The 14,654-nt window shown below is 50.0% G+C and carries 10 protein-coding genes and 1 pseudogene; 1 reads left to right on the top strand and 10 read right to left on the bottom strand.

Going from position 1 to position 14,654, the window contains the following annotated elements; translation table 11 throughout:
• Positions 1 to 24: 24 nt before the first annotated feature.
• From lpxK to FEK47_RS07790, 10 genes and pseudogenes are all read right to left on the bottom strand, one after another.
• Positions 25 to 1,011, bottom strand: coding sequence for a tetraacyldisaccharide 4'-kinase (gene lpxK / locus FEK47_RS07845; RefSeq protein ID WP_135486374.1), 987 nt, complete (start codon positions 1,009 to 1,011; stop codon positions 25 to 27).
• Entirely contained in the window at positions 1,008 to 2,756 is a 1,749-nt protein-coding gene (msbA, locus tag FEK47_RS07840) for a lipid A ABC transporter ATP-binding protein/permease MsbA (RefSeq protein ID WP_130205329.1), read from the bottom strand. The genes lpxK and msbA overlap by 4 nt, the downstream gene beginning before the upstream one ends.
• Before the next feature lie 36 nt (positions 2,757 to 2,792).
• Positions 2,793 to 5,056: pseudogene (locus FEK47_RS07835) on the bottom strand (ComEC family protein).
• A 205-nt stretch (positions 5,057 to 5,261) separates the two neighbouring features.
• Entirely contained in the window at positions 5,262 to 5,546 is a 285-nt protein-coding gene (ihfB, locus tag FEK47_RS07830; RefSeq protein ID WP_000167336.1) for an integration host factor subunit beta, read from the bottom strand.
• A 159-nt stretch (positions 5,547 to 5,705) separates the two neighbouring features.
• Complete coding sequence (gene rpsA / locus FEK47_RS07825; protein WP_000140327.1) at positions 5,706 to 7,379, bottom strand: 30S ribosomal protein S1; 1,674 nt, start codon at positions 7,377 to 7,379, stop codon at positions 5,706 to 5,708.
• A 110-nt stretch (positions 7,380 to 7,489) separates the two neighbouring features.
• Entirely contained in the window at positions 7,490 to 8,173 is a 684-nt protein-coding gene (gene cmk, locus FEK47_RS07820; protein ID WP_000125014.1) for a (d)CMP kinase, read from the bottom strand.
• Positions 8,174 to 8,345: 172 nt separating this feature from the next.
• Positions 8,346 to 9,110 carry a metallopeptidase YcaL gene (gene ycaL, locus FEK47_RS07815; RefSeq protein WP_130205325.1) on the bottom strand — a complete coding sequence of 255 codons (765 nt, stop codon included), beginning with the start codon at positions 9,108 to 9,110 and terminating at the stop codon, positions 8,346 to 8,348.
• Between the two features lie 164 nt (positions 9,111 to 9,274).
• Positions 9,275 to 10,558 carry a 3-phosphoshikimate 1-carboxyvinyltransferase gene (gene aroA, locus FEK47_RS07805; protein WP_130258238.1) on the bottom strand — a complete coding sequence of 428 codons (1,284 nt, stop codon included), beginning with the start codon at positions 10,556 to 10,558 and terminating at the stop codon, positions 9,275 to 9,277.
• Positions 10,559 to 10,628: 70 nt separating this feature from the next.
• On the bottom strand, positions 10,629 to 11,717 hold the full coding sequence (gene serC / locus FEK47_RS07800; protein ID WP_000057132.1) for a 3-phosphoserine/phosphohydroxythreonine transaminase: 1,089 nt from the start codon (positions 11,715 to 11,717) through the stop codon (positions 10,629 to 10,631).
• Positions 11,718 to 11,915: 198 nt separating this feature from the next.
• The gene (locus FEK47_RS07790; protein ID WP_135486375.1) at positions 11,916 to 12,608 is read right to left on the bottom strand and encodes a DUF421 domain-containing protein; all 693 of its coding nucleotides are present in this window, start codon (positions 12,606 to 12,608) and stop codon (positions 11,916 to 11,918) included.
• A gap of 129 nt (positions 12,609 to 12,737) precedes the next feature.
• On the opposite strand from FEK47_RS07790, the gene ycaO reads away from it, so the two are divergent.
• Positions 12,738 to 14,498, top strand: coding sequence for a 30S ribosomal protein S12 methylthiotransferase accessory factor YcaO (gene ycaO, locus FEK47_RS07785; protein WP_135486376.1), 1,761 nt, complete (start codon positions 12,738 to 12,740; stop codon positions 14,496 to 14,498).
• The last annotated feature ends 156 nt before the right edge of the window (positions 14,499 to 14,654 follow it).

Here is a 14,654-nt window from a genome sequence, read left to right as displayed (position 1 = left end):
CAATCGAACGCTGCCGCGGCGTAACTAGTTGCCAGAAGCCAGCGAAGTTAGTTGCGCAAGCAGTTTTGCTGGTTCATCACCTGAAAGCTGTGCGTCAACGGGCAAATACCACCAATTTTCTTCTGCAAAAGCCAGGCATTTCACCGCATCTTTTTCAGTCATTACCAGCGTTTGCCCGGCGCTTACCAACGCGCTAACATCCGCATGATTCAAAGACTGATGATCGGCCAGCGGTACACATTTTTCCGGTTGTACGCCGCACATCTTCAGCGTGGCAAAAAAGCGCGGCGGATGCCCAATCCCCGCCATCGCCACCACATGTTCAAGCTGAGCAACGTCACAACGCGTACCGGTACGTAAATTCACCGCCTGACCCGGCAGCAGAAGCATGGGGATTTCACCGCTGTGGGGGACACCGCCGTTGACGATTACCGCATCAACCGATTTTAAGCGCCCCGCGCGCTCGCGCATTGGCCCCGCCGGCAACCACCAGCCATTGCCAAAGCGACGCACGCCATCGATGACGACGATTTCCACATCACGCGCCAGACGATAATGCTGTAAACCGTCATCAGTCACGATAATCTGCACATCGGGATATTGCGCCAGAATGGCTTTTACCGCATCTGAACGGACAGGAGAAACTGCAACAGGTGCACCCGTACGCTGATAAATCAGCACCGGTTCATCGCCCGCCTGTGCGGTGGTGGTATCTGCCGACAATAACAGCGGATACGACTCAGCTTTACCGCCATAGCCCCGGGACACTACGCCAACACGAATACCGCGTTTTTGTAGTTGTTCCACCAGCCAGACAACCACCGGAGTTTTTCCGTTGCCGCCTGCGGTGAGATTACCAACCACGACAACCGGTACGGGGGCACGCCAGGCGCGCTTCAGTTTTAGTTTATAGCAAAGACGGATAACGCCACTCACCAGACCATACAGCCAGGAGAGTGGCAGCAGTAGCCGCCACAAAGGCGACTCACCAGACCAGATTTTTTCGATCATTGGCCAAACTGCATTTTATGAAGTTGTGCGTAGACTCCACGGTGCTCAAGCAAATCGTTATGCGTACCGCGTTCCACAATGATCCCGTCCTCGACGACCACAATTTCGTCTGCCTTTTCAATGGTAGACAAGCGGTGGGCAATCACCAGAGAGGTACGGTTTTTCTGCAACTCGTCCAGTGCCGCCTGAATCGCGCGTTCGGATTCGGTGTCCAGCGCCGAGGTGGCTTCATCCAGAATCAGAATTGGGCTATCACGCAGCAAGGCACGGGCAATGGCAATACGCTGGCGCTGACCGCCAGAGAGCAACACGCCGTTTTCACCAATCACCGTATCAAGACCGTTATCCATCTTATTGATAAAGTCCATGGCGTAGGCCATACGTGCCGCTTCTTCAATTTGCTCACGGCTGTACTGTTCAGTACGAGCGTAAGCAATGTTGTTGGCAACCGTGTCATTAAACAGATGGACATTCTGCGACACCAGAGCAACCTGGTTACGTAAAGACGCCAGGGTATACTCGCGCAGATCGTGACCATCCATCAGGATCTCGCCTTCATCGATATCATAAAAACGGGTGATCAGGCTGGCGATGGTCGATTTACCCGACCCCGAACGCCCTACCAGAGCCACTGTTTTCCCTGCCGGGATCTTCAGGTTGATATTACGCAGCGCAGGGACTTCACGCCCCGGATAGGTAAAAGTGACATTGCGGAATTCAACGTCACCAGTAGCACGCTCAATCTCGCGTTTACCTTCGTCTTTCTCCTGTTCACTATCCAGAATGGTAAACAGCGTCTGACATGCTGCCATCCCGCGTTGGAACTGGGCGTTAACGTTGGTCAGCGATTTCAGCGGACGCATCAGTGCAATCATCGAAGAGAAGACGACAGTAATCGTACCGGCTGTCAGGCTATCCATCACGCTTGGGAAGCTCGCAGCGTAGAGAACAAATGCCAGTGCCAGAGAGGCGATCAGCTGAATGATCGGGTCAGAGATGGAAGAAGCAGAAACCATTTTCATGCCCTGCAAACGCATCTTGTTGCTGACCTTATCAAAACGCTTCGTTTCTACTTCCTGGCCGCCAAAAATCAAGACTTCTTTGTGGCCTTTCAGCATCTGTTCAGCACTGGTGGTCACCTGCCCCATGGTGTTCTGCATGTTTTTACTGATGCTGCGAAAACGCTTCGACACGATACGAATCGCAATCGAGACGATCGGTGCCAGCACAATCAAAATGATCGACAACTGCCAGCTGTAATAGAACATCATGGCGAACAGACCGATAATGGAAGCACCTTCACGCACCACCGTAATCAACGCGCCGGAAGACGACGAAGCAACCTGTTCAGAATCGTAAGTAATACGTGAAAGCAGTGTCCCGGTTGACTGTTTGTCAAAAAATGACACTGGCATGCCCATCATGTGGCCGAACAGACGTCGACGCATGGTCATGACCACTTTTCCTGATACCCAGGAGATACAGTAGCTGGAGATATAACTGGTGATACCACGTAAAATCATCAGGCCGATAACTACCAGCGGCATCCACATCAGCACGGAGCGATCTGTTTTACCAAAGCCATCATCGAGAAGCGGCTTAAGGAGCGATAACATGAAGGTATCGCTGGCTGCGTTGAGAATTAACGCTATGCCCGCCACGATCAGACCCGCTTTAAAAGGCGCAATGGTTGGCCACAGTCGGCGGAATGTCTGCCACGTAGAGAGATCTTTGTCGTTATGCATTCAAAAAACCAGCATTTGTTGAAATAGCCGCATATTCTACCCGTTATCCACTGGCACGCCAAACCACTGATGATACCAACGAGGTAAAATTTGCTCCCTTAGGCTGCTCACCCGCCAACCTTGCGCTGAAAAATAGACCGTTATTTGCCCCTGATGTGGGGTGTCAACCCATTGATATCCTTGTAGTTGATAGCGAAGTTTGACTTTGCTGGAGGGTAATCGCCATGCGTTATAGCGCGATGCCGATGCCAGTGCCATTTTTCCATTTACCCGCTGAATCAATGGCACTGATGACGAGGTATTACTACCGTGATGGGGTACCTGAATCAAAGTTGCCTGAACCTGTTGCCAGTAATGACTTAGCATTTTTTGTTCAGCGGGGGCTTCAATATCGCCAGTCAAAAGAATGCTATGTGTTCCATCATCAACCTTAATCACACAGGAATGGTTATTTCCCTTTTCGTTACTCCCTTGCAAAGGCCAGTGCACGCTAAACTGCAATCCTTGCCACTGCCACGCTTCGCCACGCACGCAGGGCTGATGATGCACCCAGTTTAAGGGGCTTCTTACCCATAACGTCGGCCAGGCATGTAATATCGAGTCCAGCCCACCCCGATGATCAAGATGTTCATGACTAAGAATAACGCCTACCGGTTCAAGGTCATGCCAGCGGAGCCAGGGAATAATCAGTTGTTGCCCACTGTCCCCCTCCGGCCAGGCGAGCCCTGTATCATAGAGAACCGCTTTACCGTTTCGAGCGATCACCATTGCCAGCCCTTGCCCGACATCAAGCATATAAACCTGCCACTCATCAGACCGTGGTTTTTGCCACAGTGGCCAACACATTATAATTCCTCCAGCCATACACACCGCAGGCAACGTTTGCCATGCGTTTAGTCGCCATATCACCAGTAATAACCAGGGCGAAAATGATAGCCATTGCCAACGTTCAGCAATGCTTATCCACCCTTCAGGCAAACTCTTTAACCCCCAAAAAAGTAAAGCTAAGGACCGATCGGCAAGAAACCATATACCTTGTTCCAGGATTAATGGCCCGCTTAAATGCACAACCATCGCGGCGAGGATCAACGGAACCGAAATAAATGTCACTAAGGGAATAGCGAACAAATTTGCCATAAATGAAGTCAGACTAATGCCATGAAATATGACTATTTGCACCGGCATTAGCAGGAGTGTTATACCAAGTTGCAGATGGATAAGTGAAACAATAGATTGCAATACAGGCGGCAATGCCCTGACTGGGCAGGGAAACCACTGATACCAAAATATCAGCGCTGCCACCGCTGCGGCAGAGAGCCACAAACTTTGCGAGAGGATAGCGACAGGATCCATCAGCAGAATTGCTGCCAGGCAGCATATCCACACATCCCAACCACTCCATTGCCGGCCGCTCAATTTGAGCGCTCCCAGGTCGCAAGCGCCACCACGGTACGCAATGCAGGCGGCTGCATACCGGTAAGCCAGGCATAAAAAGCAGCGCAGCAAACTCCACCGATTAATGGCATCTGCCAGTAAATCCAACGCCCGGGGAGGAAAATTTGCCCGCCACGAATTAGCCCCGCAGCCAGTAATGCTGCAAAAGCGATGTGTAAACCCGATATCGCCATTAAATGTGCCGTACCGGTATCGCGCATTATATTTTTAATTTCTTTAGATACCGATAACCGTTCACCCATTCCTAAGCCGAGCATCACCGTCTGCCATGAATACGGCTGCAGCGTCGTTTGCAGGGATGCCAGATATTGCGCACGTAGGCTACAACCTGGTTCAATGACGCTTGCTTGCAGAAAACGTCCGGTAAGTGGCTGATGCTGGGCAATGGCATAACGCTGGCTGTCAAAGCCGCCATCATTAAGTTGACCGTGAACAGCACGCACTTTCAGTTTCATCGACCATCGTTGCCCAGCGCATACCGATTGTGGCAAATATTCGCCATATAACGCGATGCCTGGCGCGGGAAATAACCGCCGCCCTTGTAGATGAGTAATTTGCCCGTAATGCGTGGTCATGCCGTCAGTGGCGGTAATCTCGACGACTGCATCCTGCGTCGCGCCAGTTAAGTTTTCTCCTGCCCACAGAATTTGCTTCGCCGCCAACACGCCCCAAAGAAAAAACAGCAATGTCAGCGTGAAATAACGGACGACTTTAACAGGAATAAATGCCAGTACGCAGACGAATACAGTTAGACTCGCGAGAGTTAATGTCCCAGGCAACTGCGGCAAAATCAGCAGCGGTAAAATCCCGCAAATTATGCACAGGCTAACTGTCGTTATTTTCATGCACTCCTCCCTGTTTTTGGAAAGTGTGCAACTTTGTTGAGTGGTTGTCTGGCGGGAGTTTTGCGTTGCCCGAGGCACGTTCAGAAGAATTTAGCAGGATCATGAAAACTGTACACAACTCTGCGAGACAGCTTCCAGAACCATATTGCAGAAATGAAAAAAGCACCCGTCAGGTGCTTTTTCCGCGTTCAAGTTTTACTAAAACTTAACCGTAAATATTGGCGCGATCGCGCAGTTCTTTACCAGGTTTAAAGTGAGGAACGTATTTTCCTTCCAGCTCTACTTTATCGCCAGTCTTCGGATTACGTCCGGTACGCGGTGCGCGGTAGTGCAAAGAGAAACTGCCGAAACCGCGGATTTCAATACGCTCGCCCTGCGCAAGAGTCGAGGCCATATGCTCCAGCATCTCTTTTACTGCATCTTCAACCGTCTTGGCGGGAATGTGCGATTGCTGGGTGGCAAGTCTTTCTATCAATTCTGACTTGGTCATGATTCCTCCGGTTCCTTAAAGGCAAATTTAACGGCTGCTGTTGCTGCATTGATTAAGGGCGGCCGTAGCCGCCCTTAGTGCTTGATTACAGGACGAAACCTGCAATCTGTCAAGTAAACTCAGCAAACTTCGGAATAAAAATCCCGAAGAGTCAGAGAATTACTCGCCTTTAGCTGCTTTGAAAGCTTCAGCCATTGCGTTGTTGGAGAAGTTTGCATCTTCCTGTTTGTTAACAGTTGCGATTGCATCTTTCTCGTCAGCTTCGTCTTTCGCACGAACAGACAGGCTGATTGCGCGGTTTTTACGATCAACGCCAGTGAATTTAGCTTCAACTTCGTCGCCAACGCTCAGAACCAGGGTAGCGTCTTCAACGCGGTCACGGGATGCTTCAGAAGCACGCAGGTAACCTTCAACGCCGTCAGCCAGTTCTACGGTTGCGCCTTTAGCGTCAACTGCAGTTACTTTACCGGTTACGATAGCGCCTTTCTTGTTCAGAGCAACCCAGTTGTTGAACGGATCTTCTGCGAGCTGTTTAACGCCCAGGGAGATACGTTCACGTTCTGCGTCAACCTGCAGAACAACTGCAGCGATTTCGTCGCCTTTTTTGTATTCACGAACTGCTTCTTCGCCTGCAACGTTCCAGGAGATGTCAGACAGGTGAACCAGGCCGTCGATGCCGCCGTCCAGGCCGATGAAGATACCAAAGTCAGTGATAGACTTGATTTTACCTTCAACACGGTCGCCCTTGTTGTGGGTTTCCGCGAACTGCTGCCACGGGTTAGCTTTGCACTGTTTCAGACCCAGGGAGATACGACGACGTTCTTCGTCGATATCCAGAACCATAACTTCCACTACATCGCCAACGTTAACAACTTTGGACGGGTGGATGTTTTTGTTGGTCCAATCCATTTCGGAAACGTGTACCAAGCCTTCAACGCCTTCTTCGATTTCAACGAAGCAGCCGTAGTCGGTCAGGTTGGTCACGCGACCAGTCAGTTTGGTACCTTCCGGATAACGTTTAGCGATAGCTACCCACGGATCTTCGCCCAGCTGTTTCAGGCCCAGAGATACACGGGTACGTTCGCGGTCGAACTTCAGCACTTTAACAGTGATTTCGTCGCCCACGTTGACGATTTCGCTCGGATGCTTAACGCGTTTCCAGGCCATGTCAGTGATGTGCAGCAGGCCGTCAACGCCGCCCAGATCAACGAATGCACCGTAGTCAGTGAGGTTCTTAACGATACCTTTAACTTCCATGCCTTCCTGCAGGTTTTCCAGCAGCTGATCGCGCTCTGCGCTGTTTTCGGATTCGATAACGGCACGACGAGAAACAACAACGTTGTTGCGCTTCTGATCCAGCTTGATTACTTTGAATTCAAGCTCTTTGCCTTCCAGGTGCAGAGTGTCACGCACCGGACGAACGTCTACCAGAGAACCTGGCAGGAACGCACGAATACCGTTCAGCTCAACAGTGAAGCCGCCCTTAACTTTGCCGTTGATAACACCGGTAACAGTTTCAGCATCTTCGTAAGCTTTTTCCAGCGTGATCCAGGCTTCGTGACGTTTAGCTTTCTCACGGGACAGCAGAGTTTCACCGAAGCCGTCTTCTACTGCGTCCAGAGCAACGTCAACTTCGTCACCTACCTGGATTTCCAGCTCGCCCTGGGCGTTTTTGAACTGCTCTGCCGGGATGGCGGACTCAGATTTCAGACCAGCGTCAACCAGTACTACATCTTTGTCGATAGCAACAACAACGCCACGAACGATAGAACCCGGGCGGGTTTCGATTTCTTTTAAGGACTCTTCAAAGAGTTGAGCAAAAGATTCAGTCATGTTTAATCTTCAGGTTTATATTTAACGTCCACCTGGCTCCGTGCCGGATGGGGTTGTTTAACATACCCGCTGTCATTCCATTGCAACGGGGGTACTGCAAATTCGGTCGCTTATGCGAGAGCCAATTTTTGGCGCGCGTAGTGTAACGCTTTTTCAATCACTTGCTCAATGCTTAAGGTGGTGGAATCCAAAACTAAAGCATCGGCTGCCGGAACCAAGGGCGCTACCGCGCGATTACGATCGCGGTCGTCGCGTTCTTTGATCTCGGCCAAAAGGCGCTCAAAGTTAACACTAAAGCCCTTCTCCTGCAACTGTAGCATGCGGCGATGCGCACGTTCTTCCGAGGAGGCGTCAAGGAAAATTTTTACTGGCGCATCAGGGAATACCACTGTCCCCATATCGCGACCATCGGCGATCAAACCGGGTAACTCTCGGAATGCGCGTTGGCGACGCAATAATGCTTCACGAACGCGTGGGAATGCAGCGACTTGTGAAGCAGCATTCGCCACTTCCTGAGTACGAATTTCGCCGCTGACATCTTCCCCTTCGAGGATCACTTCCAGATTGCCATTGGTCGACACAAAACGTACATCCAGATGGGATGCCAGCGGCACCAGCGCATCTTCCGACGCAACATCAACATGGTGATGTAATGCCGCCAGTGCCAGTACGCGATAAATTGCACCCGAGTCCAGCAGATGCCATTGCAACGCTTCCGCCATAGCCTTACACAAGGTGCCTTTCCCTGCACCGCTTGGGCCATCAATGGTAATAACCGGGGCAATTGCCGTCATCTTTATCTCCTTAAAACAGGCGTACCGTTAACATAACCGCGCGCATTATACGCGTCGGCGCCACAAATCGTTAACGTTGTGTGCAAAAACCAGTTTTGTCTGTATTCAGATGGGGATTTATTGCGCAATTATAGCGGGCTGGCGAAAGACCAGCCCGAAAGATGACAATGATTTACTTACCGGAGGCGATACGATCGCGGATGTGCTGTGCACGCTCTGCTGATGGTGGATGAGAGTCAAACATAGACTGAGTACGACCGCCATCCAGGCTGGCCAGTTTTTCAAAGCTACCGACCAGTCCCTGGGTGTTAATGCCACGTTTCTTCAGCAGATCAAAGGAGAAATCATCTGCTTCAGACTCTTTATCGCGGGAGTACTTAGCATTGATAGCGCCTTCTGCGATATCGCCCAGTTGCGAGCGAGAAAGCTGGGAAGCAACACCGCTGGTGGCGGAAATTGCATCGCGTGCGGCAACGATCGCATAAGATGCTTTCATTTCAGCCAGTGAGTGACCCAATGCAACGTGTCCCAGTTCATGACCCAGAACGCCTTCAATTTCGTTGTCGTTCATCATGTCCATCAGGCCACTGTAGACACGGACACAGCCGTTTGCCATCGCCCATGCGTTAACGTCGCTGGTCATATAAACCTTATAGTTGACCGGCGTACCGTTAATGTTGTTACCCAATGCTTTGGCGATTTTTGCCAGACGTTTACCGTACTTGCTGGATTTGCTTGCAACTTGATTGCCGCTGTCCATTTCGGTACAGCCCTGATTGGCAATGGCTTTTGCATCGGCGTCGCTTAACGTTGCAGCTTTATAGGCATTTAAACCGGAGCTGATAGCCATATTGGTATCAATACCGTGCGTATTTTGACACCCTGTCAGTAGTGCTGCAGAAGTCGCAATCGCCAGCAGTAATTTAGTATTCTTCATGTGAATCATCCGTTGATTAATCATATATAAATATTATGTATCAATAACTTACATTGATAATCGACGTTACCACTGTTCAAAATGACTCACAAGGTCCGAAAAAAAACGCCGGCAATGTGCCGACGTTTTTAGAAAGAAATATTTGTCTATTTATCGCCCGTTATTCAAGCTGGTTGGCTTATCCGCGCCAGTTGTTCGAAGTAATCCGGGAAGGTTTTAGCCGTACATTTGGGGTCAAGAATCGTCACTGGCGTATCTGACAATGCCACCAGCGAGAAACACATCGCCATCCGGTGATCATTGTATGTCGCGATCTCGGCAAAGTTCAGTTTTTCCGGTGGAGTTATGCGAATGAAATCGTGCCCCTCTTCAACTTCTGCACCGACTTTACGTAGCTCTGTTGCCATCGCGAACAGGCGATCCGTTTCTTTTACGCGCCAGTTATAAATATTGCGCAGCGTGGTTGTGCCTTTTGCAAATAACGCCGTCGTGGCAATGGTCATCGCCGCATCGGGAATATGGTTCATATCCATATCGATGGCGTTCAGTTCGCCACACGTGCAGGCAATATAATCATCGCCCCAGCTAATGGTCGCCCCCATTTTTTCCAGTACATCAGCAAATCGAATATCGCCCTGCATACTGTTGCGTCCAATGCCGGTCACTTTTACCGTGCCGCCTTTGATTGCTGCTGCTGCCAGGAAGTAAGAAGCTGAAGATGCATCTCCTTCGACCAAATAAGTACCCGGAGACTGATAAGACTGCCCCCCTTTTACGACAAATTGTTGATAGTGCTGATTTTCAATCTCAACACCAAACGTTTTCATCAGGTTGAGCGTGATATCGATATAAGGTTTAGAAACCAGATCACCTTTAATACGAATAACTGTATCTTTCGGCGCAAGAGGCGCAGTCATTAACAGTGCGGTGAGGAACTGGCTGGAAACGGAGCCATCAACGTCAACGTTGCCGCCAGTAAAACCGCCCTGTAAACGCAACGGTGGATAATTATCTTGTTCCAGGTAAGTGATTTTCGCTCCGCCCTGGCGCAACGCATCCACCAGATGACCAATCGGGCGTTCTTTCATACGCGGCTCACCAGTCAGGACAATATCATTGTTTCCCAGACAAAGTGCCGCCGCCAGCGGACGCATAGCCGTTCCGGCGTTTCCAAGAAACAACTCCAGCGCGCTTTCTGCGTGTAATGGACCGCCGTTACCGATGATTTCGCAACGCGTACGATCGGCTGAAAGCGTGTAACTTACCCCTAACGCCGTTAATGCATTCAGCATATGGCGCACGTCATCGCTATCCAGCAGATTAGTTAATACTGTTTTGCCGTGTGCTAATGCCGCCAGCAATAAAGCGCGGTTAGAAACGCTCTTGGAACCGGGCAGATTAATAGTGCCATCGACACGGGCGATGGGGTGCAACGTCAGGGATTCCATGAACTCAACTCTCTACAACAGAAATAAAAACCCCACAGTCTGGCTGTGGGGATTACGCAAAATGTCGGCATTAGCCGTGACGACGCTCGAACTCAACCATGAAGTCTGTCAGTGCTTTAACGCCTTCCAGCGGCATGGCGTTATAAATAGAAGCACGCATTCCGCCGACCACACGGTGACCTTTCAGCGCATGTAAGCCCGCAGCGAAAGACTCTTCGAGGAACAATTTATCAAGCGCGCTATCCGCCAACTGGAACGGCACGTTCATCCGCGAACGGTTAGCTTTCGCCACATCATTGCGGTAGAAATCGCTGTTATCAATCACACCATACAGCAGTTCTGCTTTTTGCTGATTGATCTTATCCATTGCAGCCACACCGCCGTTCGCTTTCAGCCATTTGAAGACCAGACCAGACAGATACCAGGCAAACGTTGGCGGCGTGTTAAACATGGAGTCGTTATCGTTGAGGATGGAATAATCCAGAATCGACGGACAAGCGATATTCGCTTTGCCCAGCAAATCTTCACGAACGATGACGATTGTCAGGCCAGCCGGGCCGATATTTTTCTGCGCGCCAGCGTAAATTACGCCATAACGGCTGACGTCAATCGGACGGGAAAGAATGGTTGAAGAGAAGTCGGCTGCGACCACCACATCTTTGCCGAAGTCTGGCGTTTCGTCGATGGCGATACCATCAATGGTTTCATTCGGGCAGTAATGCATATAAGCAGCATTATCAGAGAGTTGCCATTCGCGCATTGGCTTAACCGCACGCAGACCATCAACAGTCACTTTGGCGTCAAAGACATTAGGCGTGCAGTATTTTTTCGCTTCTTTAATGGCACTTGCCGCCCAGTAACCGGCATCAACATAATCTGCGGTGGTTTTATCACCAAGAATATTCAGCGGTACAGCAGCAAACTGACCGCGACCGCCGCCGTGGCAGAACAATACCTTGTAGTTGGAGGGGATATTAAGAAGATCACGAAAATCCTTCTCGGCTTCCTCTGCAACCTGAATGAACTCTTTGCCACGGTGACTCACTTCCATCACCGACGTACCAAGACCGTTCCAGTCGCGCAGTTCCTGTTGAGCCTGTTTAAGCACCTCTGCCGGTAGCATTGCCGGACCAGAACTAAAATTGAAGATTTGAGCCATTTCCCCTCACCACGTTGCGTTGCTATTAACCCGCGGTCAATCGATTGCGACCACAGGTAATACATTATTCCTGTGGCTATCGGTTTTATCATTCAGTGACACACATCGCAATGAGTAAAACCGTTGAGGGCAAAAATGTGGCTTGCATCACACAAAAGAATCTCTCGGATTATTATCAAAAAGCCGATGTTTTTACTGTCAGGTCACCCGTTTTGCCCGACTTGCCTTCGTCCATTCTGGATTTGCACAGCGCGGACATAATTGTTTTTCCCCCGCATTCATATGAATGATTTCACTGCAACGGATGCATGCATAGTCCGCCGACTCCGGCACCACTTTGTAACGCTGAGTACAGTCACTGGGTAAAATAAGTAAGCCCGGTTTTACTTTTTCATTTTCAAAGAAATAGACGCTAATTTGCCCGTTGGTTTCGAGAATAGCCAAACGTACCTGCCCCAGTTGTTCCACGCCACGCAACCGTAGTTCCATAAAGAACTCAAATTCCGTCATGTTGGAGTTATTGAGTTTCGACCAGGCCAGCTCGCCATCTTCAATAATGACAACCGGTTTACCTTCCAGCAAATCTTCCAGTTTTTCACTGTGCGCCATCAACCACATCACCAGGCGGTATAACAACGCCAGAGTAATAAAGACGATAAGCACCGGGACCATTGGCACATCGTCATAAAACGCCACATCCCCCGCCGCCGATCCCAGCGTCAGAATGATTAATACTTCAAATAGCGACATTTGCCGCACGCCGCGTCTCCCTGTCATTTTGAGAAACAAAAAGACCAACACAAAGGTATAGAGACTACGTAGTGCAACTTCGCCAAGGAAATCAAAAGGCACTTTATCGAATGCCATACGGTGGAGATCGAACGCCTTCATTTTTATGCTCTTATCGTGGTTTATCCGCTAAAAGCATAGTCAACAGTTCATCGGCATGGCGGCGGTGATAGCACCTTTGAGATAAAACCCGTATTATTGCGCGCTTTCCGTACGACTAAAGTGATTTTCATGACGCAAACATTTATCCCCGGCAAAGATGCCGCACTGGAAGATTCCATCGCTCGCTTCCAGCAAAAACTCTCCGACCTCGGTTTTCAGATTGAAGAGGCCTCCTGGCTGAATCCGGTACCGAACGTCTGGTCTGTGCACATTCGCGACAAAGAGTGCGCCCTGTGTTTTACCAACGGCAAAGGCGCAACCAAAAAAGCGGCGCTGGCTTCTGCCCTCGGTGAATATTTCGAGCGTCTGTCTACCAACTACTTTTTTGCGGACTTCTGGCTGGGCGAAACCATCGCCAACGGTCCGTTCGTGCATTATCCCAACGAAAAATGGTTCCCGCTGACCGAAAATGACGATGTGCCAGAAGGGCTGCTCGATGACCGTCTGCGCGCATTTTACGATCCGGAAAATGAACTGACCGGTAGCATGCTGATTGACCTGCAATCCGGTAACGAAGATCGTGGTATTTGCGGCCTGCCGTTTACGCGTCAGTCCGACAATCAGACCGTTTATATTCCGATGAATATCATTGGTAACCTGTACGTCTCCAACGGTATGTCCGCAGGTAATACCCGCAACGAAGCACGCGTTCAGGGATTGTCTGAAGTTTTCGAACGCTATGTGAAAAACCGCATTATTGCTGAAAGCATAAGCCTGCCAGAGATCCCGGCAGACGTGCTGGCGCGTTACCCAGCGGTGGTTGAAGCGATCGAAACACTGGAAGCAGAAGGTTTCCCGATCTTCGCATATGATGGTTCGCTTGGCGGCCAGTATCCGGTAATTTGCGTGGTACTGTTCAATCCTGCTAACGGTACCTGCTTTGCCTCTTTCGGTGCGCATCCTGATTTTGGCGTAGCACTGGAACGTACCGTGACCGAACTGCTGCAAGGCCGCGGTTTGAAAGACCTGGATGTGTTTACTCCGCCAACCTTCGATGATGAAGAAGTCGCTGAACATACTAACCTCGAAACGCACTTTATCGACTCCAGCGGTTTGATCTCCTGGGACCTGTTCAAGCAGGATGCCGATTATCCGTTTGTGGACTGGAACTTCTCCGGCACCACTGAAGAAGAGTTCGCCACGCTGATGGCTATCTTCAAAAAGGAAGATAAAGAAGTTTATATTGCCGATTACGAGCATCTGGGTGTCTACGCTTGCCGCATTATCGTGCCTGGCATGTCCGATATTTATCCGGCTGAAGATTTATGGCTGGCAAATAACGGTATGGGCAGCCATTTACGGGAAACAATTCTGTCACTGCCCGGTAGCGAGTGGGAAAAGGAAGATTACCTGAACCTCATCGAGCAACTGGATGAAGAAGGTTTTGATGACTTTACCCGCGTGCGTGAGCTGCTGGGTCTGGCGACCGGACCGGATAACGGCTGGTACACTCTGCGTATCGGTGAATTAAAAGCCATGCTGGCGCTGGCTGGTGGCGATCTGGAACAGGCTCTGGTCTGGACCGAATGGACGATGGAATTTAACTCATCAGTATTTAGTCCGGAACGCGCCAACTATTATCGTTGCCTGCAAACGTTGTTATTACTGGCACAGGAAGAAGATCGCCAGCCACTGCAATATCTGAATGCGTTTGTTCGCATGTACGGCGCAGATGCCGTAGAAGCCGCCAGTGCGGCAATGAGCGGCGAAGCGGCGTTTTATGGCTTGCAACCAGTAGATAGCGATCTGCACGCGTTTGCTGCACATCAGTCGTTGTTGAAGGCCTACGAAAAGCTGCAGCGCGCCAAAGCAGCATTCTGGGCAAAATAAAATCAAATAGCCTACGCAATGTAGGCTTAATGATTCGTCTGAGTTATATTACGGGGCGTTTTTTTAATGCCCCGCTTTACATATATTTGCATTAATAAAATAATTGTAATTATAAGGTTAAATATCGGTAATTTGTATTTAATAAATACGATCGAT

It is taken from the genome of Escherichia sp. E3659, assembly GCF_005781135.1.
Taxonomy (GTDB): Bacteria; Pseudomonadota; Gammaproteobacteria; order Enterobacterales; family Enterobacteriaceae; genus Escherichia.
This window is presented reverse-complemented; position numbering and strand designations above follow the sequence as displayed.